16 protein-coding genes and 1 pseudogene are annotated in these 18,155 nt (G+C 70.5%); 10 read left to right on the forward strand and 7 right to left on the reverse strand.

The features are described from left to right. Positions 1-132, forward strand: a pseudogene (locus LNK82_RS39135) (IS481 family transposase); the annotation flags it as partial. Here LNK82_RS39135 and LNK82_RS39140 read toward each other — a convergent pair. Both LNK82_RS39140 and LNK82_RS39145 read right to left on the reverse strand, forming a co-directional pair. Further along, positions 129-2,159, reverse strand: coding sequence for a putative bifunctional diguanylate cyclase/phosphodiesterase (locus tag LNK82_RS39140; protein WP_230571915.1), 2,031 nt, complete (start codon positions 2,157-2,159; stop codon positions 129-131). The pseudogene LNK82_RS39135 and the gene LNK82_RS39140 sit on opposite strands and share 4 nt — an antisense overlap. 228 nt (positions 2,160-2,387) lie before the next feature. After that, positions 2,388-3,203 (reverse strand): SAM-dependent methyltransferase, encoded by an 816-nt coding sequence (locus tag LNK82_RS39145; RefSeq protein ID WP_230571916.1) that lies wholly within the window; start codon positions 3,201-3,203, stop codon positions 2,388-2,390. A 181-nt stretch (positions 3,204-3,384) separates the two neighbouring features. Here LNK82_RS39145 and LNK82_RS39150 point away from each other — a divergent pair, with 181 nt between their 5' ends. Continuing rightward, a complete protein-coding gene (locus LNK82_RS39150; RefSeq protein ID WP_230571917.1) occupies positions 3,385-4,701 on the forward strand; it encodes a cytochrome P450 in 1,317 nt (438 codons plus the stop codon). A gap of 58 nt (positions 4,702-4,759) precedes the next feature. Then, complete coding sequence (locus LNK82_RS39155; RefSeq protein ID WP_230571918.1) at positions 4,760-5,800, forward strand: alpha/beta hydrolase; 1,041 nt, start codon at positions 4,760-4,762, stop codon at positions 5,798-5,800. Between the two features lie 19 nt (positions 5,801-5,819). Here LNK82_RS39155 and LNK82_RS39160 read toward each other — a convergent pair whose 3' ends face one another. The 3 genes from LNK82_RS39160 to LNK82_RS39170 all read right to left on the reverse strand — a co-directional run bounded on the left by LNK82_RS39160 (position 5,820) and on the right by LNK82_RS39170 (position 9,031). Then, a complete protein-coding gene (locus LNK82_RS39160) occupies positions 5,820-6,176 on the reverse strand; it encodes a hypothetical protein (RefSeq protein WP_230571919.1) in 357 nt (118 codons plus the stop codon). A gap of 164 nt (positions 6,177-6,340) precedes the next feature. Continuing rightward, positions 6,341-8,410, reverse strand: a complete 2,070-nt coding sequence (locus LNK82_RS39165; RefSeq protein ID WP_230571920.1) for a glycosyl hydrolase — start codon at positions 8,408-8,410, stop codon at positions 6,341-6,343. Positions 8,411-8,539: 129 nt separating this feature from the next. Then, complete coding sequence (locus tag LNK82_RS39170) at positions 8,540-9,031, reverse strand: MarR family winged helix-turn-helix transcriptional regulator (RefSeq protein WP_230571921.1); 492 nt, start codon at positions 9,029-9,031, stop codon at positions 8,540-8,542. Positions 9,032-9,111: 80 nt separating this feature from the next. On the opposite strand from LNK82_RS39170, the gene LNK82_RS39175 reads away from it, so the two are divergent. Together LNK82_RS39175 and LNK82_RS39180 are read left to right on the forward strand one after the other, a co-directional pair. Beyond that, positions 9,112-9,996: an EamA family transporter gene (locus LNK82_RS39175; protein WP_372470773.1), complete on the forward strand. Its 885-nt coding sequence runs from the start codon at positions 9,112-9,114 to the stop codon at positions 9,994-9,996. Further along, complete coding sequence (locus LNK82_RS39180; RefSeq protein ID WP_230571923.1) at positions 9,971-10,558, forward strand: NAD(P)-dependent oxidoreductase; 588 nt, start codon at positions 9,971-9,973, stop codon at positions 10,556-10,558. Before LNK82_RS39175 ends, LNK82_RS39180 begins: the two co-directional genes overlap by 26 nt. 242 nt (positions 10,559-10,800) lie before the next feature. Here LNK82_RS39180 and LNK82_RS39185 read toward each other — a convergent pair whose 3' ends face one another. Beyond that, positions 10,801-13,392, reverse strand: coding sequence for a glycoside hydrolase family 3 protein (locus tag LNK82_RS39185; protein ID WP_230571924.1), 2,592 nt, complete (start codon positions 13,390-13,392; stop codon positions 10,801-10,803). Between the two features lie 259 nt (positions 13,393-13,651). Here LNK82_RS39185 and bdeA point away from each other — a divergent pair, with 259 nt between their 5' ends. The 3 genes from bdeA (at position 13,652) to LNK82_RS39200 (ending at position 16,317) form a co-directional block, all read left to right on the forward strand. Next, the gene (gene bdeA, locus LNK82_RS39190) at positions 13,652-14,521 is read left to right on the forward strand and encodes a bis(hydroxyethyl) terephthalate hydrolase (protein WP_230571925.1); all 870 of its coding nucleotides are present in this window, start codon (positions 13,652-13,654) and stop codon (positions 14,519-14,521) included. Between the two features lie 318 nt (positions 14,522-14,839). Next, positions 14,840-15,430: an RNA polymerase sigma factor gene (locus tag LNK82_RS39195; protein WP_230571926.1), complete on the forward strand. Its 591-nt coding sequence runs from the start codon at positions 14,840-14,842 to the stop codon at positions 15,428-15,430. Beyond that, the gene (locus tag LNK82_RS39200; protein ID WP_230571927.1) at positions 15,427-16,317 is read left to right on the forward strand and encodes a hypothetical protein; all 891 of its coding nucleotides are present in this window, start codon (positions 15,427-15,429) and stop codon (positions 16,315-16,317) included. The genes LNK82_RS39195 and LNK82_RS39200 overlap by 4 nt, the downstream gene beginning before the upstream one ends. 21 nt (positions 16,318-16,338) lie before the next feature. On the opposite strand, the gene LNK82_RS39205 is transcribed toward LNK82_RS39200, so the two are convergent. Continuing rightward, a complete protein-coding gene (locus tag LNK82_RS39205) occupies positions 16,339-16,785 on the reverse strand; it encodes an Lrp/AsnC family transcriptional regulator (RefSeq protein ID WP_230571928.1) in 447 nt (148 codons plus the stop codon). A 93-nt stretch (positions 16,786-16,878) separates the two neighbouring features. On the opposite strand from LNK82_RS39205, the gene LNK82_RS39210 reads away from it, so the two are divergent. Continuing rightward, positions 16,879-17,712: an LLM class flavin-dependent oxidoreductase gene (locus LNK82_RS39210; RefSeq protein WP_230571929.1), complete on the forward strand. Its 834-nt coding sequence runs from the start codon at positions 16,879-16,881 to the stop codon at positions 17,710-17,712. Further along, positions 17,709-18,116 (forward strand): nucleoside deaminase, encoded by a 408-nt coding sequence (locus LNK82_RS39215; protein WP_230571930.1) that lies wholly within the window; start codon positions 17,709-17,711, stop codon positions 18,114-18,116. The genes LNK82_RS39210 and LNK82_RS39215 overlap by 4 nt, the downstream gene beginning before the upstream one ends. Positions 18,117-18,155: the final 39 nt, after the last annotated feature.

Consider the following 18,155-nt stretch of genomic DNA (forward strand, 5'->3'; position numbering starts at 1 on the left):
CAACGCACCGACGCCCTGACGATCTGGAACGTGCACTACAACTACCATCGCCCCCACACCGCCGCCGGAAACCGACCACCAGCCACACGGCTCCACACCGGCGTCACCAACGTCATGGCCTCATACAGCTAGTCGTACCACTCGATCGGGTCAGGGAACGCGCCCGCCGGCAGCGGGTCGCCGAAGAACGGGCCCGAGCCCGCGACCACGCCCGCCGCGCGCCACCAGTCGGCCTGCTCGCGCGTCTCCAGCCCGTCGACCAGCACCCGGGCGCCCGCCCGTCGGGCCAACGGCACCAGCCCGGCCAGGTAGTCCGCCTCGCCGCGGGACTGCCGCTCGACCAACCGCCGCGCCACCCGCACCGACCCGATCGGCAGCTCCGCGGCCACCGCCAGGTCGTCCGGCCCGAGGCCGAAGTCGTCCAACGACGTGCCGACGCCCAGCTCGGCCAGCACGGTCAGGTTGTCCACCGCCTCGGACTCCGCCAGCACCGCCACCGGCATCCCGATGACGAGCCGCGACGCGGGCAACCCCGTGTCGTCCAACACCCGGCGCACGCGGCGGACCAGGTCGCCGTCACGCGACTGGTTCCTGGTCAGCCCGACGTGCAGCGACGCGGTGAACCCGGCGCTCTGGCCCCACCACCGCACCTGCCCGCACGCGGTGGCCAGCTGCCACTCGCCCAACGGCAGGGCCAGGCCCGTCCGCTCGGCCAGCGCGGCGCACTCCGCGTGGTCGAGCGAGTCGTCGCCGCGGTCCCAGTGCAGCGTCGCCGCCACGCCGACCAGCGCGCGGTCGGCCAGGCCCACCACCGGCCGGTAGCGCACGCCGACCTCGCCGTGCTCCCACGCGCCGGGCATGGCGACGGCGAGCGCGTCGGCCCGCCGCTCGACCGCGTCCTGCCCGTCGTCGAACAGCGCCCACTGGCCGCGACCACCCGCCTTCGCCCGCCGCAACGCCTGCTCGGCGGCCCGCAGCACGTCCGCGGGCTCCCAGTCCGGCGGCGGCCTGCGCACCACGCCGACGCTGACCGACACGGCCAGCCCGCGGTCGTCGAAGTACACCGGCTCGGCCAGCTCGCGGTTGAGCTCGGCCACCGTGCTCGCGACGTCCGGCGTGGTGGCCACGTTCTCGACGAGGATCGCGAACTCGTCGTCGGCGAGCCGGGCGACCATCGCCTTCTCCCGCGCCAGCACGGCTCTCAGGCGCTGTGACACGTGCACGAGCAGCCGTTCGCCGGTCGGCCGGCCGAGGCTGTTGCACACCATGCCGAACGCGTCGACGTCCAGGTGGAAGAGGCTGATCCCGCGCACCGGGTCGGCCCGGCGCAGCGCGCTTTCCAAGTGGGTGGTGAAGTACTGCCGGTTCGGCAGCCCGGTCGACACGTCGTGCAGCGCCTGCCGGTTGAGCTCCGACTGCAGCAGCATCAGCTCGGTGCCGTCCTCGATCACGGCGACGAAGTGCACCGGCTGGTCGTCCGCGCCGCGCAGCAGCGACACCGTGAGCGAGATCCGCGCGACGTCGCCGTCCTTGCGCAGCAACCGCTGCGGCTGCCGGACCCGTTCCTGCTTGTCGTCGAGCAGCGCCAGCATCGCCTCGCCGAGCACCCGGACCGACGCCGGGTGCACGAGGTCGAGCAGGGCGAAGCCGGTCAGCTCCTCGGCGGTGTAGCCGAGGATGTCGCCGATCGCCGCGTTGGCCCGCACGATCCGCCCGGTCGGGTCGACCACCAGGACCCCGCTGGCCGACGACGTGACGACCTCCTCGAACCGCGCCTCGCTCTCCTTGAGGTGCCACTGCGCGTCGCGGACGGCCTTGAGCAGCGACAGCTGCATGGACTCCTGCTGCTCGAACACCGCGCGCCTGCTCGCCGCGAGGAACCCGGCCGACAGCGCGCCGAGCACGGCCACGACCGGCTGGGCATAACGTTCCACGGGTTGGAACTCCGACAGCCCCAGCAGCCCTTTCCCGAGCACGTCGAGGGTCACGCGCAAGCCGTCCTCGGTGACGTACCCGAGCGCGACGAGCTGTTCGCCGATCCGCTCGGCCGACCGCGTCGACGGCGACCCCGGAGAGGCCTCGGCGTGCACCGCCGCGCACAGGTCGTCGAGGCGGTTGCGCATTTCGCGGTCGAGTTCGTTCCTGTCCAGCGCGACCACCACGGCTCCGCTGAGCAGGTACGACCACTTCCGCGCGAGGAGTTCCCGGCCACGTTCGGGTGGTGACGTGGCTCCTTGTCTCTGACTGGGGATCGACATTCCCGTTGCCCTGTTGTGATATCGAGGATTCGCGGCAGTTTACCCACCCCCTGCCGGCCAACACTCAACCGGAAGTGTGAACCGCGAACACCCACGGTGACTTCCGCCGGGCAATTCACCTCTTTTGGCTCATACCTTTCGGCCGACACCCGCGTAGACCAGCATGTTCATGTCGGGCTCGGTGGCGATGTCACCAGGGCCGCCGGGTCGCCATTCACCGCAACCGACCAGCCCCGGTTCGACCAGTTCGAATCCGTCGAACATCTCCGCGATGTCGGCGCGGGAACGCAGGTTCACCTGATCGGGGCTGTTGCTCCGCTTGATCGCGTCGGTCGCGCCGGTCAGGTTCTCGCTCTGGTTGTCGCCGGTGGCGTGGGTGACCGCCAGGTAGCTGCCGGGCGCGAGCGCGTCGCGGTACCGGGCGACGAGGCCGCGCGGGTCGGCCGAGTCCGGCACCCAGTGCAGCATCAGCAGCATGAGCACCCCGATCGGCTGGTCGAAGTCGAGCAGCCCGCGGGCCGCGTCGCTGCCCAGGATGGCGTCGGGCTCGCGCATGTCGGCCTGCACGACGGCCGCGTCGTCGTTGCCGACCAGCATCAGGTCGCTGTGCGCGACGGCGACCGGGTCCCGGTCGACGTAGACGACGCGGCAGCCGGGCGCCGCCGCCTGGGCGACCTCGTGCACGTTGCCGACGGTCGGGATGCCGGAGCCGATGTCGAGGAACTGCCGCACGCCCTGGTCCACCATGAACCGCACGACGCGGCCGAGGAACGCCCGGTTGACGCGCGCGGCGTTGCGCAGGCCGGGCATCATGGACTCGATCTGCTCGCCGAGCGCCCGGTCGACGGCGAAGTTGTGCGCGCCGCCGAGCATGTAGTCGTAGGTCCGGGCCACGCTGGGCACGGAGATGTCCACGCCGGATGGAATCCATTCGCGCTGTGCCATAATTGCGGACACCTCTCCACAGCTCGCGGGATGATCTCGGGGATCGGCGAGAGTACTGGGTGGGTGGAACCGGCACTCGTCCCCCCTTCAGTGCGACACCAACCCACCCGAACGGGCGCTATCACCTTCCACCGAACGGGTCCTATCGTGGGCCGTCGCTTTCGGCGGGAGAGGAGCTGACGTGGCTGTCCCGACGGCTCCCGGTCGCCTGCCATTCCTCGGCCACTCCGTGGCGATGCTGCGCCGGCGACATGAGTTCACCTCATCACTGCGCGATCACGGCGATGTGGTGAAGGTCGACCTCGGCCCGATGACGACGTATTTCGTGACCACTCCTCAACTTGTGCACCAAGTGCTGGTCACGGACGGTCCGCGGTTCCGCAAAGGCGCGATGTTCGACAAGTTCCGCCCCTACGTGGGCAATGGTCTGGTGCTTTCCGACGGCGCGTTCCACCTGCGGCAGCGGCGGATGGTCCAGCCCGCCTTCCACCGCGACCGGATCGAGCGCTACGCGGAGACGATGACGCGCGCCGCGACCGCGTTGACCACGTCGTGGACGCCCGGCGAGGTGCGGGTGGTCGAGGACGACATGCAGGCACTGGCGGTCACGGTCGTCGGCGAGGCGCTGTTCTCCACCGAGCTCGGGCAGCGGGCGATCGCCGAGGTGCGGCGGTCCGTGTTCGTGGTGATCAAGCAGGGCATGGTGCGCGCCCTGTCGCCGTCGTTCGTGGAGAAGCTGCCGCTGCCGGGCAACCGCGAGTTCGACCGGGCAATCGCGCGGATGCGCGCGATCGTGCTGGAGGTCATCGCGAGCAGGCGGGCCGACGGCGTGGCCGACCACGGCGACCTGCTGTCGATGCTGCTGCTGGCGCAGGACGAGTCCGGCGACGGCATGACCGACCAGCAGACCTACGACGAGGTGCTGACCCTGCTCACCGCGGGCATCGAGACCACGGCGCTGGCGCTGGCGTGGGCGTTCCACGAGGTCGCGCGGCACCCCGAGGTGGAACGACGGCTGGTCGCGGAGCTCGACGAGGTGCTCGGCGGGCGTCCGGTGACGTTCGCCGACGTGCCGCGGTTGAGGTACGCGGCGGCGGTGGTGAACGAGGTGCTGCGGAGGTACCCGCTGTGGATCCTGATGCGGCGGGCCGTCGAGCCGGTCGACCTCGGCGGGGTGGAGTTACCGGTGGGCGCCGAGGTCATCGTGAGCCCGCACGCCCTGCACCACGACCCGGCGTCCTTCCCCGACCCGCACCGGTTCGACCCCGACCGGTGGTCGTCCCCGTCCGTCGCGGTTCCGCGCGGCGCCTACATCCCGTTCGCGGCGGGCGCGCGGCAGTGCCTGGGCAACGTGTTCGCGCAGACGGAGATCGTGATCACCCTCGCCACCGTGCTCTCGAGGTGGCGGCTCGTTCCGGTGCCCGGCAAGGCCGTGCGTACCAAGTTCACGTCCACCGCCTATCCCAGCGGCTTGCTGATGACGGCGGTACCCCGTTGACCGCTCGGTCGCGGCGCAGCTCGTGACAGCGGTGTCGAACCCAGGAGGTTGTCGAGTCGTGCGTTGGTCGCGTTTGCGGTTGTCGGCGGTCGCCTTGCTCGCCGCGTCGGCCGGTCTGCTGCCCGCACCCGCGAGTGCCGTGTCGGGTGCGGGTGCGGGTGCTGTGTCGGGTGCGGGGGCGGTCGCGTGTGAGGACTTGCGGGTGCCGGTGACGGTGCTCGGCACGCCGCATTCCGTGCACGGCAGGCTGTGCACGCCGGCGGGCGCGTCCACCGTCCAGGTGTTGATCCCCGGCGGCACGTACAACAGCTCGTACTGGGACATCTCGTACTCGCCCGACACCCGGTCGTACCGGCAGGCGATGAACCGGGCCGGTATCGCGACGCTGGCCGTGGACCGGCTCGGCACCGGGCGCAGCTCGCGGCCGTTGAGCGCGTTGGTGACGGCGTCGACGCAGGCGCACGCCGTGCACCAGGTGGTGCGGGCCGTTCGGCCGCGGTTCGAGAAGGTGGTCGTCGGCGGGCACTCGATCGGCGCGGCGATGGCGTTGATCGAGGCGGGGACGTATCGCGACGTCGACGGAGTGCTGGTCACCGGATTCACGCACCGGATGAACCTCGTCACCGTGGTCCCGGCGTTGGCGGGCATGATCCCGGCGGTGCTGGACCCGCACCTGCGGCGGGGCGGGCTGGACGTGGGTTACCTGACGACCGCGCCCGGCACGCGTTACGGGTCGTTCCACGCGCCTGGTCCGCGGGTGGACGACGCGATCGGGGTCGACGAGGCGACGAAGGACGTGTTCGCGGCGTCGGAGGCGGTGGACACGATCACGCTGCACAACGTGGTCGTCCCGTTCACGCGGCTGGTCGACGTGCCGGTGATGGTCGTGGTCGGCGCGGGCGACACCCACTTCTGCGGCCGGCCGCTGGGCAGCGACTGCCGGTCGACGGACAGCCTGCGGGACTCGGAGTCCCCGTTCTTCTCCCCCGCCGCCCGCCTGCACGCCCACGTGCTGCCCGACTACGGCCACTCGATCAACTACGCCCCCAACGCGCCCGCCTACCACCGAGCGGTCCAGGCCTGGACCGCCACCCTCTGACCGCGAGAGTCCGGTCCGGTCAGGTCGGGATCGGCATCAGGCGGTACGAGGTAGCCGTGGTGGTGGGGACCTCGTGGTAGACGGTGGCCACGCGGGTGGCGCAGGCGGAGTCGGCGAACAGCTGCAGGGCGGTGCCGTCGCCGAAGCCGCGGGCGGCTGAGCGGGCGGTGGTGAAGCCCAGGTCGGTGACGGGGTGGCAGCCGTAGGAGAGCGGGAGAACGGCACGGGTGCCGGTGAACGAGGTGCCGGAGAAGACGCAGTAGCCGGATTCCTGGCAGTGCGGGCTCACGTCGGAGGCCGCGGCTGCGGTGGTGGAGGCGGTGGCTGCGGCGGAGGCGAGCAGGAGCGCGCTTGAGAGTGCGAAGAGTCGTGTCATCGGTCCCCCCTTGGATCGCGTGTATCCAAGCCAACCCAAGGTGGACGGCGATGGCAATCGGCTGAATGGAACCGCCCGCGTGCGCGCCGGGCATGTGGCGGCGCACGCGGGCGGGGTCGGTGGGTGTGGTGAGTGAGGTCGGGCAGTGGGTGCCGCGCGGCGGCTCAGCTCGCGCGGAGGTCGTCCAGATAGAAGGTGCCGGCCACGACCGGGTTGCCCTCGGCCTGGTTGATGAAGATGTTGAACTGGGACAGGTTCTTCAGGTCCTCCGGCGTGATCCGCCGGTGCGCGTTGCCCGTGTCCCACGGCGCCGGGCGCCAGTCGGCGAACGGGATCGTCACGACGCCGGCTGTCGTGCCGGACATGGACGGGTACGCCTCGTAGGCCACCCCGCCGGCGTTGAGCTGCAGCACCAGCTTGTGGTTCGACCCGTCGGGGCGCAGCCAGAACGACAACCCGGTGTAGGTCGACCAATCACCCGAGATCCGCTTGCCGACGCCGGTGTAGGTCTGGAAGCTGAAGTCGTAGTCGAACTTCAGCGCCTTGCCGCCGTTGTCGGCTGCGAGAGAGATCCGGTTCGTCCCGTACGGGCTGTACTCCGCGCCCAACGCCATGTCGTCGACGTGCCCCTCGAAGTCGTCCACGACGCCGGGCGCGAGCGGCGGCTTGGCGCCGAGGATCAAGCGGTTCGTCGCGGACAACGTGCCTCGCGGCGTCACCGCGGTCACCTTGAGCTGCGTGACCTTGTTGGTCAGGTTCTCCGCGCCGATGTTCCACGTGCCGGTGTGGTACCCGGTGCGCCGGTCCAGCCTGAGCGGGTGCTTGGTCGGGTCGTCCCCGACGGTGTAGTGGACGAGCGCGGGCTTGGCGTCGAGCAGCCGCACGCGAACGGTGGTGGTGGGCGTGGTGATCCGCTCACCGTCGGGCGGCGACACGACGTGCAGGAACGGCTTGTGCGCCTCGGCCTTCACCTTGCGCCCGTAGACGTCGGAGAGGTCGAGCGCGGAGCTGAACACCGCGAACGGGTCGGCGTGCAACCGCTTCAAATCCGGCAGCAGTTCGTGCTCGGGCTCGGTGGCGGTCGCCGGGTACGGCAGGAAGAACTGCTCAGTGCCGAAGTTCACCCAGGTCAGCATGAACGCGCTGCGGCTCGCCCACGGGTCGGCCTTGATGGCGTTGAACATCGTGGTGAACCAGTTCAGGTTCCCGTTCTGCCCGTTGGGCTTCAGGGCGCCGCTGATGCCGTACTCGGTGAACGCCGAGACCTTGTCCTTCTCCTGGGCGATGCGCGCGATCATGCCGAGGTCGGCGACGATGCCGTCCAGGAACTGCGGCGACCCGTTGCTGCCGTCGTAGCTGTCGATGCCGAACACGTCGATGTAGTTGTCGCCCGGGTAGGTGCGCATGTAGACGTCGTCCACGCCGCCGAAGCCGCCGCCGGGCGAGTAGGCGTACAGGAAGTTGTGCACGTCCTTGACGTCGCGCAGGTACTCGACGGTGTACCGGAACAGCTCGACGTACTTCGCCGGTGACGCGTGCGCCGCGCCCCACCAGAACCACGAGCCGCTGTTCTCGTGGAACGGCCGGTAGATCATCGGGATCGGGTTGCCGTCGCGGTCGTCGACCTCGTGCGCGAGGCGGGCGACGCGGTCGAGGTAGGCGTTGAACCGCGCGTGGTGGTCGCCGCCGGGCAGGATGCGGGTGACGACGTCGCCGTTGGTGTCGTAGAAGCTGCCGCCGGTGACGAAGTTGTCCATGTGGGACGCGAGGGTGTGCACGCCGCCGATCTCGTTGTGCGCGGTCTCGATCAGCTTGACGGTGGCCTGGAAGTTCTCCTCCGGGGCCGGGTCGCCGGGCGAGGAGCCGTGGCCGAGGTGGCCGGTGTCCCAACCGAACAGCGCCGGGTGGTCGCCGACGCCGGCCTTGACGTCGGACTTCAGGCCGTCGGTCTCGGTGAGCTCGTCCCAGGTGACGCCGAACTCGGTCGTCTGCTGGTGACCGAACAGCACGCCCTTGCCCTGCTGGTCGCGCAGGTAGGAGAAGAGGGAACGGGTTTCGGCGGTGGCGTGCGGGTCGGAGATCCGGACCGATTGCGGCTTGGGTGGTCGGGCGGAGTCGGAAGGTGCGGCGGAGTCGGAAGGTGCGGCGGTGGAGGTGATCGCGCCGGAGGTCAGGAGGGCGGCGGCGGTGGTGAAGACGGCGATCACCTGTCTGGCGGCTGAGCGTTTCCTCATGGTTGGGCCCTCTCGGCGTTGAGCGGTGCGGGGTGTGCGGGTGCGGCGACGTAGTTAAGCGGTTAAGTGCTGCTCGATGAGAACGCACCATAGCGCCATAAGTTTGGTAAGTGAAGAAACTTGGCGTGGTTACTTGTCGCCGAGGGATTCCAGCAGGTGCTTCAAGGTGTCGGCGAGCGCGGTTCGCTCTGGGTGCGACAGCGCGTTGAGCAGCCGGTTCTCGGTGGCGAGGTGGTCGGGCAGGGTCCGGTCGATCAGGTCGCGACCGGCGTCGGTGAGCGCGACGACCACGCCTCGACCGTCGTGCTCGTTGGGGGTTCGGACGACCAGCCCGCGTGCTTCGAGGCGGTCCAGGCGTTGCGTGACGGCGCCGGACGTGACCATCGAGGCGCGCATCAGCTCGGTCGGGGTCAACCGGTGCGGCGGCGCGCTGCGGCGCAGGGTCGCGAGGACGTCGAACGACGCCCGGTCCAGGTCGTGCGCGGCGAAGGTCTTGCCCAGCTCGACGTCCACCAAGCGGGCCAGGCGGCTGAGCCTGCCGATCACCGCCATCGGCGAGACGTCGAGGTCGGGGCGCTGCGCGTGCCACTGACCGAGGACGAGGTCGACGTGGTCTGCCATCGAACTAGCTTAGCGGTGAGGTAAGTCACGGTGGAGATACCTTAGCGGTGAGTTAGTTTGTCTTAGTGCTAAGCAAATGGGTGACCGCGCTCGCCCCCGCCGTGTGGGGCACGACCTACTTCGTCACCACCGAGTACCTGCCACCTGATCGGCCGCTGCTGGCCGGGTTGTTGCGGGCGTTGCCGGCCGGGTTGCTGCTGGTGGCGGTCACGCGACGGCTGCCGCGCGGTGATTGGTGGTGGCGTTCGCTGGTGCTGGGCACGCTCAACATCGGCGTGTTCCTGCCGTTGCTGTTCCTGGCGGCGTACCGGTTGCCGGGTGGGGTGGCGGCGACGGTCGGGGCCGTGCAGCCACTGGTGGTGGCGGGGTTGGCGGTGGTGCTGCTCGGGCAGCGGATGACGGCCCGCGTGGCGCTGGCCGGGGTCGCGGGGGTTGTCGGTGTGGCGCTGCTGGTGTTGCGGGCCGATGCGCGGCTGGACTGGGTCGGTGTCGCGGCTGCGCTGGGCGGTGCGGTCGTGATGGCGGCCGGGGTGGTGCTGAGCAAGCGGTGGACGACGCCCGCGCCGTTGTTGGCGGTGACCGGGTGGCAGCTGGTGGCCGGTGGTGTCGTGCTGCTCCCGGTGACGCTGGTGGTCGAAGGACTGCCACCTGCGTTGACGGCGGCGAACGTTGGCGGCTTCGCCTACCTGGGAGTGATCGGCGGGGCGCTGTCGTATGCCCTGTGGTTCCGCGGGATCCGGGTGCTGGCGGCGACGCAGGTGACGTTCCTGGGGTTGCTCAGCCCCGTTGTCGCGACGGCGGTGGGGTGGCTCGTGCTGAGCCAGGGACTGACCGCGTTGCAGGTGGCAGGTGCGGTGGTGGTGCTCGGGGCGCTGGTTGTGGCCCAGAGGAAGTCGGTGGAGGAGAAGAAGTCGGTGGAGAAGGGGGAAAGTCGTGCGGATGACCGTGTTCGGAGCGTTCGGTAGCGTCGGCAGGCGGGTGGTCGAGGAGGCTCGGCGGCGAGGTCACGAGGTCACCGCTGTCAGCCGCCGGGCCGGTTCGGGCAGTGAGGTCGGCGACGCGAGGGTGGTCGCGGACGTGGTGCGGCTCGGCGCCGGCCGGGATGTGGTGATCGGTGCTACTCGGCCGGCCGATGGGGAGGAAGGTCAGCTGGTCGAGGCAACGCGGGCGTTGCTCGCCGGTGTGGCGGAGACCGGGGCACGGCTGCTGCTCGTCGGCGGCGCGGGGAGCCTCGTGACGCCGGCTGGGCACACGGTGTTGGAGGCGCCGGACTTCCCGGTCGAGTTGGGACCGGTCGCGAGGGCGGGTGCCGAGCAGTTGGCGGTGTGCCGGGCCGATCGTGAGGCGGATTGGACGTATCTGAGCCCGCCGGTGGTGTTGGAGCCCGGTGAGCGGACCGGTGTGTTCCGGGTTGGGCGGGATGAGCAGGTCGGTGAGGTGATCTCGATCGAGGATCTGGCGGTGGCGTTGCTGGATGAGGTTGAGACGCCTCGGCATCGGAGGGGTCGGTTCACGGTTGGGTATTAGGTGAGAGATGAGCGTCCTCGCCGGACGGGCAGATCAGCAGGATGACGGCCGGTGGGTGGGGGTGCCGGGTCCGTTGTCGGTCCGGGTTTCGTGTCATCCCACCGACCTCCCTACGGGCTACCACACGTATCAAGGGGGGCGTAGGGCGGAGCCAGTCGGCGGGATGACACGAAGCCCTTCCGTTCGGGGAAGGGCTTCGTGTCAGTGGACGGGGAGTGGGTGCGACGGGCCCCCGCCTTGGGTCAGGTGAGTTCGGCGCAGGTCTTTGCGTCTGGGTCGGCGGCGGCTTTCGGGGTCCAGCGGACGTTGGCGAAGGAGGCTTGGAATGCGCCCTCGGTGTAGACGAGGAACGGTGTGTTGACGTTTTCCAGGTCCAGGCCGCCTTCGGCGAAGCAGGAGATCGGGATCTTCACGGTGGTCTTCGTGCCGGTGGGGAGGTCGGTGAAGAGGTTGGTGGCGTTGACCTCGGCGAAGCACGGGTACTGGCAGTGGGTGCTGAGGACGGTTCGGGCCGCTGGGTGTTGGTGGACGATGACGTCGAAGACCAGGGCGGCGTTGGCGTTGAGGTAGCCGCGCAGGTCGGTGCCGCCCGCCGGGTCCTGGAGGTAGACCTGGCCGGGGCCCGTGCCGGTCCACGTGGTCTTCATGGCGTCGCCTTGGACGTTGACGTCGGCGGGCACGACGGTGATCGAGCTGTGGGCCGCCTCGCCGTCCGGGCCCAGTTCGGTGCCGCTCCAGTTTTCCGGGGAGCCGATGTAGGAGCGGTAGGGGGCGATGTCGGTGCGGACGTGGAGTTCGAGGTCCTCGGTGGCGGTGCCGCCGCCGTTGTTGCCGGAGCAGCCGAACTCCGGGGAGGTCTCGTCCAGCTGGCCGACGTTGCCGGTTTGCCAGGAGCGCAGGCCGTAGCCGGGCTTGAAGAGGGGGTCGCCGTCGGCGTTGAGGGGGGTTTGGCAGGCGCTGCGCGGCCAGGAGAACGAGAGCTTGCCGGTGAAGGTGTGCTTGCCGCGGATCAGCAGGTCGGTGACGCCGCCGCCCTCGGTGCCGGGTAGCCAGGCCGCGACGAACGCGTCGGAGCGGTTGAGCTCCTTGTTGACGTGGAGCGGGCGGCCGGAGAGGTAGACGGTGACGACGGGGGTGCCCTTGCCGCTGACCTTGTCGAGGACGGCGAGGTCGTTCGGGTAGAGCTTGGCCGCCTCCAGGGAGCGCTTGCCGATGTCGCCGACGCCCTCGGCGTACGGGGTCTCGCCGAGCACCGCGATGACGGCGTCGAAGCCGGCGGGGTCGACGTCGCCGGTTTCGCTGAACACGACGTTCTGCTCGCCGAGGGCTTCCTTCAGGCCGCCGAGGACGGTGGTGCCGTTGGGGAAGTCGGCGTTGGTGTTGCCGGTGCCCTGCCAGGTCAGGGTCCAGCCGCCGGTCTGGTTCTGCATGCTGTCGGCGCTCTTGCCGACGACCAGCACCTTGGAGCGCGGGGAGAGGGGGAGGGTGCGGTTGTCGTTCTTGAGCAGGACCTGGGACTGGCGCACGGCTTTGCGGGCCAGTTCGCGGGCTTCGAGGGCGTTGGTGGAGCCGGCGTGGTCGCGTTCGGACGGTTTGTTGCCGTCGAGGATGCCGGAGCGGAGCTTGACGCGGAGGATCCGGGTCACGGCGTCGTCGATGCGGGAGAGGGGGATTTCACCGTTCTCGACCTGGCTGACCGTGTTGGCGATGAACGCCTTCCAGTCGTTGGGCACCATGACGACGTCGATGCCCGCGTTGATCGCCCGGGGGCAGGACGAGTTGGTGCAGCCGGTGACCTGGCCGATGCCGTTCCAGTCGGAGACGACCAGGCCGTCGAAGCCCATCTTGCCCTTGAGGATGTCGTTCACCGCGAGCTTGCTGCCGTGCAGCTTGCCCTCGTCGAGGTCGTCGTTGGTCCAGCTGTTGAACGACACCATCACGGTCTGGGCGCCGGCGGCGAGCGCGCCGTAGTAGCCCTGGCCGTGGACGTTGATCATCTCGGCTTCGGAGGCCGGGTTGACGCCCTGGTCCTTGCCGCCGGTCGTGCCGCCGTCGCCGATGAAGTGCTTGGCGGTGGCGAGCACGCCGACCCGGTGGCGGCTGTTGCCCTGCAGGCCACGGGTGGCTTCGTAGCCGTACGCGCGGGTGATCCGCGGGTCCTCGGAGAAGCCCTCGTAGGTGCGGCCCCAGCGGTCGTCGAGGGGTACGGCCAGGGTCGGCGCGAACGCCCAGTCCTGGCCGGTGGCGCGGATCTGCTCGGCGGTCGCCTTGCCGATGTCCCGGATCAGGCACGGGTCGTGCGCCGCGCCCAGGCCGATGTTGTGCGGGAAGACCGTGGCGCCGTAGACGTTGTTGTTGCCGTGCACGGCGTCGATGCCCCAGATGGCGGGGATGCCCGTGCGGCTGGCCTTGGACGCGTCCCAATAGGCGTCGGCGAGGGCGAGCCAGGCTTCGGGTGCGGCGTGCTTGTCGCGGTTCGGCCACGAGCCGCCGCCGTTGAGGACCGAGCCGATGCCGTACTCGCGGACCTCGTCGGGGGTGATGGCGCCGATCTCCGGCTGGGTCATCTGGCCGACCTTCTCGGCCAGGGTCATGCCCGCGAGGATGTTCTTGACGCGCCGCTCGTCGGACGGGTTCGACTTGACCCGGCTGTCGACCTTCGGCCAGTCGGCCAGGTGCGGTAGGCGGTCCTCGATCCGGGCGCAGCCGTGCTCGGTGCGCGGCTCGCCGATGACCGGCCGGCGTGACGCGTCCGGGGAGGCTGCGGCGGCTCCGGTGATGAGACCGGCGGCGAGCACCGCGGCCAGGGCGGTGCTCAGGTGTCTGCGGGACATCGGCGGTTCCGTTCGTCCGACGGCTCTGTCGCGGCCGATCCTCGTGATCTCGCGGGGCGTGGTCAAGAGGGTGTGGGAGCGCTTCCTCGCAGGTAGGGGTTTCGGTCGCCGGTTCCGGTTCGTGAATTTCCTTCGCGTCACCCTGCGTGTCGAGACAGTTACTTGACTCTGGAGTAGGTAGGGGCCAGACTCTGACAGGCCAAGCAAGGTCCACTGAGGACTCTCCGCCAAGTCCTTGCCACGCTGGGAAGAGCACACCATGTCCCTGAGGTCTCCCCTGTCCCGCCGCGCCCTGGTCTTCGCCGCGGTGGTTGCCCTCACCACGTCCGGAACGGTCGCCCAGGCCGCCGAGAACCCCTACGAACGCGGTCCGGCACCGACCACCGCGAGCATCGAGGCCACCCGCGGGCCGTTCGCCACCAGCCAGACCGCGGTGTCGTCGGTGAGCGTGCGCGGCTTCGGCGGCGGCACCATCTACTACCCGACCAGCACCGCCGAGGGCACGTTCGGCGCGATCGCGGTCTCGCCCGGCTACACGGCCAGCCAGTCCAGCCTCTCCTGGCTCGGACCGCGCCTGGCCTCGCAGGGCTTCGTCATCTTCATCATCGACACGAACTCCCGGTACGACCAGCCCTCCTCGCGCGGCGACCAGCTGCTGGCCGCGCTGGACTACCTCACCACGAGCAGTTCCGTCCGGGGTCGGATCGACGCCTCGAGGCTCGGCGTGATGGGCCACTCGATGGGTGGCGGTGGTGCGCTGGAGGCCACGAAGGACCGGCCCAGCCTGCAGGCGTCGATCCCGCTGACGGCGTGGAACACCACCAAGACGTGGTCGACGGTGCAGACGCCCACGTTGATCGTCGGCGCGGAGAACGACTCGGTGGCGTCCGTCTCGTCGCACTCCGAGCCGTTCTACACCGGCCTGCCCTCCACTTTGGACAAGGCGTACCTGGAGCTGGAGGGTGCGAGCCACTACGCGCCGAACAGCTCGAACACGACGATCGCGAAGTACAGCATCGCGTGGCTCAAGCGGTTCGTCGACAACGACACCCGGTACGAGCAGTTCCTGTGCCCCGCGCCCCGGGGCGCGGCCATCTCCGAGTACCGCGACACCTGTCCGCACTCCTGACCGTCCGACGGGCCGTTCGCGCTGTTCAGCAGCGTGAACGGCCCGTTGGTCGGTCGCAGGAAAGCGCTTGCCGTCGGTGCCGGCGGTACGCTACCGTCAGAACTGGGAACGTTCCCAGACGTCCCGCAACGCACGGCGGCGGCGTTGTCGGGTTCGAGGGGCCGCCGTCAGCTTGGCAGGGGTGCGGGGCGAGAGCGCTCTCCCCCACGCCCCGGGGGTCTCGACGATGAGACCGCCCCGGCTGACGGCGGCCCTTTCGGCGTTCGCCCGGGTCCGCGGAGTGGCAACACCTCCCCGACTGGCGGGCACAAGCAGGACATGACGACCGATGACGACCGCACCCTGTGGTCACAGGCCGCGGCGGGGAACGGGCCGGCCTTCGGCGTGCTGTTCGACCGGCACGCCAAGGCGGTCTACAACCACTGCTTCCGGCTGACCGCGTCGTGGGCGGCGGCCGAGGACCACCTGCAGAACACGTTCCTGGTGGCCTGGCGCAAGCGCGACCGGCTGCGGCTGGAGCACGACTCCGCCCTGCCGTGGTTGTTGGCCGTGGCCACGAACGTGGTGCGCAGCGACCGGCGCACGGTGGCGCGTCGGCTGCGACTGTTCCGCAAGGCGCCGGTGGAGACCCCGGTGCCCGACCACGCCGACCAGGTGGCCGAGCGGGTCGACGACCAGCGGCGGATGGCGTTGCTGCTGGCCGCCGTCGAGGAACTGCCCCGCAACGAACGCGAAGCGCTCGCGCTGTGCGTGTGGTCCGGCGTGTCGTACGCCGACGCCGCCGGCGTGCTCGGGATCGCCGAGGTCAGCGTCCGGGCCAGGGTCAGCAAGGCGAAGGCCCGGCTGACCCGCAGGCTGGGCGCCGCGCCGGTCGTCGCCGTCCCCGCGCTCACCCTGGAGGACCGATGAACCACGCACTCCCCCCGAACCGGGACGTTCCGCCCCAGCGTCGCGCCCGGATCCGCGCGCGCCTGGAGCAGGAGGTGACCGGTGGTCGCCGTGCCGCCCGGTTCGCGCCCCTGCTCACGGCCGGTGTCGCGGCGGCGGCCGTCGTCGCCCTGGTCGCGGTCGTGGTGCCGTGGCAGCAGGGTGGCGTGGAGCCCGCGGCGGCGTCCGACACGCCCGTCGAGTTGTCGACCACCTCGGCCTCGGCACCCTCCTCGACGCCGCGGCAGCCGGTGATCCCGGGCCTGTCGCCGGAGCGGATCGCCGAGATCGCGAAGGGCTGCGCGGACAGCGCGGGTGTCGAGGGCGAGGCCGTGCTGCACCAGTACCTGACCGACGAGGTCGGCACGCTCGCCCTGCTCTACACCGGGCACCACATGCTGAGCTGCACGGTCGACGGCCCCGCCATGCCCTACAACTCGGCGATGACCGGCGGCCTGGAGGTCGGGTGGCTGCCCGGCGAGCTCGCCGTGGACCAGGCCGCCTCGGCCTCCGGCGGGGACGGCGGCAAGCCCGAGTACGCGGGCCTCCCGGGGTACGACATGGCGGTCGGCCGCGTGACGAGTCGCGTCGCCAAGGTCGTCTACCGGCAGGGCGGCAGGTCGACCGAGGTGCGGCCGGTCAACGGCACGTTCGTGGCCCGCCTGGCTCACCCGTCCGGTTGGCAGATCCCCGACGGGTGGGACCGGCAGGCCGTTCTCCAGGCGTACGACGCCCAGGGGACGCTGCTCGCCGACTGGCTCAACGAGTGGGACCGGACCAAGTGCTGGGTGCGCCCGGACGGGGTGATCGTGGCGGGTGCGCGCGACCTCGACCCGGCGACGTGCGCGCCGGCCGTGGCCTGGCGGTAGTCGGAACCGGGGTGTGCCGCGTTACGTCGGCGACACACCCCGGTACGGCAGGGTCTGGCTGTAGACGATGTTCGTGGTCGTGCTGCCGAAGCCGGTCAGGTCGTTGACCACCTGCTCCAGGTGCGGCATGGACGTGGCGGCGACCTTGAGCGTGTAGCAGTCGTCGCCGGTGGTGCGCAGGCACTCCAGGATCTCCGGGCGGTCGGCGAGCAGCGCGTGCAGCGGCTCGTGCCGGTTGCCCGGGTACTTCAGGCGGACGACGGCGAGCACGGCGTAGCCGACCTTGGCCAGGTCGACCTCGGCCCGGTAGCCGGTGATCACGCCGGCGGACTCCAGCCTGCGGACGCGCTCGGTGGTCGCCGACGCGCTGAGGTTGACCCGGCGGCCCAGCTCGCTGAGCGCGATCCGGCCGTCGCGTTGCAGCTCGGCGAGGATGGACCAGTCGGTCGGATCGAGGTTCCCGGTCATGTGCCGATTTTACCGTGGAATTTGCGGCGGGAGCCGGTCCAGGCCGGGGGAAGTCTCTTCAGGATCGCGGGATCTCCGCATAGCGTTAGGGCCGTGCAGATCGGTGTGAACGTCCCGAACTTCGGGCCGGGCACCTCGCCGGACGTGCTGCGGGACTGGGCGCGGACCGTCGAGGGCCTCGGCTTCGACCTGTTGATGGTGTCCGACCACGTGGCCGTGACGCCGGACGTGGCCGAGCAGTACCCGGCCCCGTTCTACGAGCCGTTCACCGCGCTGGCGTGGCTGGCCGGCGTGACGTCGCGGATCCGGCTCGGCACCACCGTGCTGGTGCTGCCCTACCGGCACCCGCTGCTGGTGGCGCGGATGGCGGCGAACGTGAACGAGCTGTCCGGCGGTCGGTTCGTGCTCGGTGTCGGCGTCGGGTGGGCGCGGCAGGAGTACGAGGCGCTGGGGGTGCGGTTCGCCGAACGCGGTCGGTTGACCGACGAAGGGCTGCGGGTGGTGCGGGAGGCGTGGCGGGACGAGTCGGACTACCGGGCCGGGCGGATCCCGATCTGGGTGGGCGGGCACTCCGACGCGGCGCTGCGGCGGGCCGTTCGGCTGGGGGACGCGTGGCACAGCTTGCGCCTCACGCCTGCGGGGTACCGGGAGGCGTTGGCGCGGTTGGAGGTCATCGCGGAGGCGGAGGGGAAACCGTTGCCGGAGTTGACCCCTCGTGTTCTGCTGCACATCACGTCCGACGAGTTGGGGCCGGAGCGGCGGTTGGGTGAGGGGACCGTGGCGCAGGTCTTGGGTGATCTGGCGCAGTTGCGGTCGTCGGGAGCGTCGACCGTGGTGCTGGACCCGTTCGTCGGGGATCCACAGGAGACCGTCCACCCGGAAGTCGCGTGGCAGGCGTTGGCCACGGTGCGAAAGGAGTTCCGATGAGCTTGCGCAGGGCGATCGAGTTGGCGGCGGAGGCGCGTGCGTCGGGCAACCCGCCGTTCGGGTCGTTGTTGGTGGGGCCGGACGGCGCGGTGCTGAAGGAGGAGCGCAACTCCAGCGTGACGGACGACGACATCACGGCGCACCCGGAGTTGAAGCTGGCGCGGTGGGCGGCGCGGTCGCTCGCGCCGGAGGTGGCGGCCGGGACGACGATGTTCACCAGCTGCCAGCCGTGCGGGATGTGCGTCGGCGCGATCGAGCGGTCGGGGCTGGGGCGGGTGGTGTTCGCGTTGTCGACCGAGCAGCTGAACGCGCTGAAGCCGGGCGGCGGCTTCGCGCCCGTGCCGCAGGAGGGGCCCGCGCTGCTGGAGGAGGCGACGGTTCCGGTGGAGGGCTACTACCGGTAGTGACCGTGTTCTGAACGTTGAATTCGGGTGTTCCGGACG

It is taken from the genome of Saccharothrix luteola, from assembly GCF_020859565.1.
GTDB lineage: Bacteria > Actinomycetota > Actinomycetes > Mycobacteriales > Pseudonocardiaceae > Actinosynnema > Actinosynnema luteola.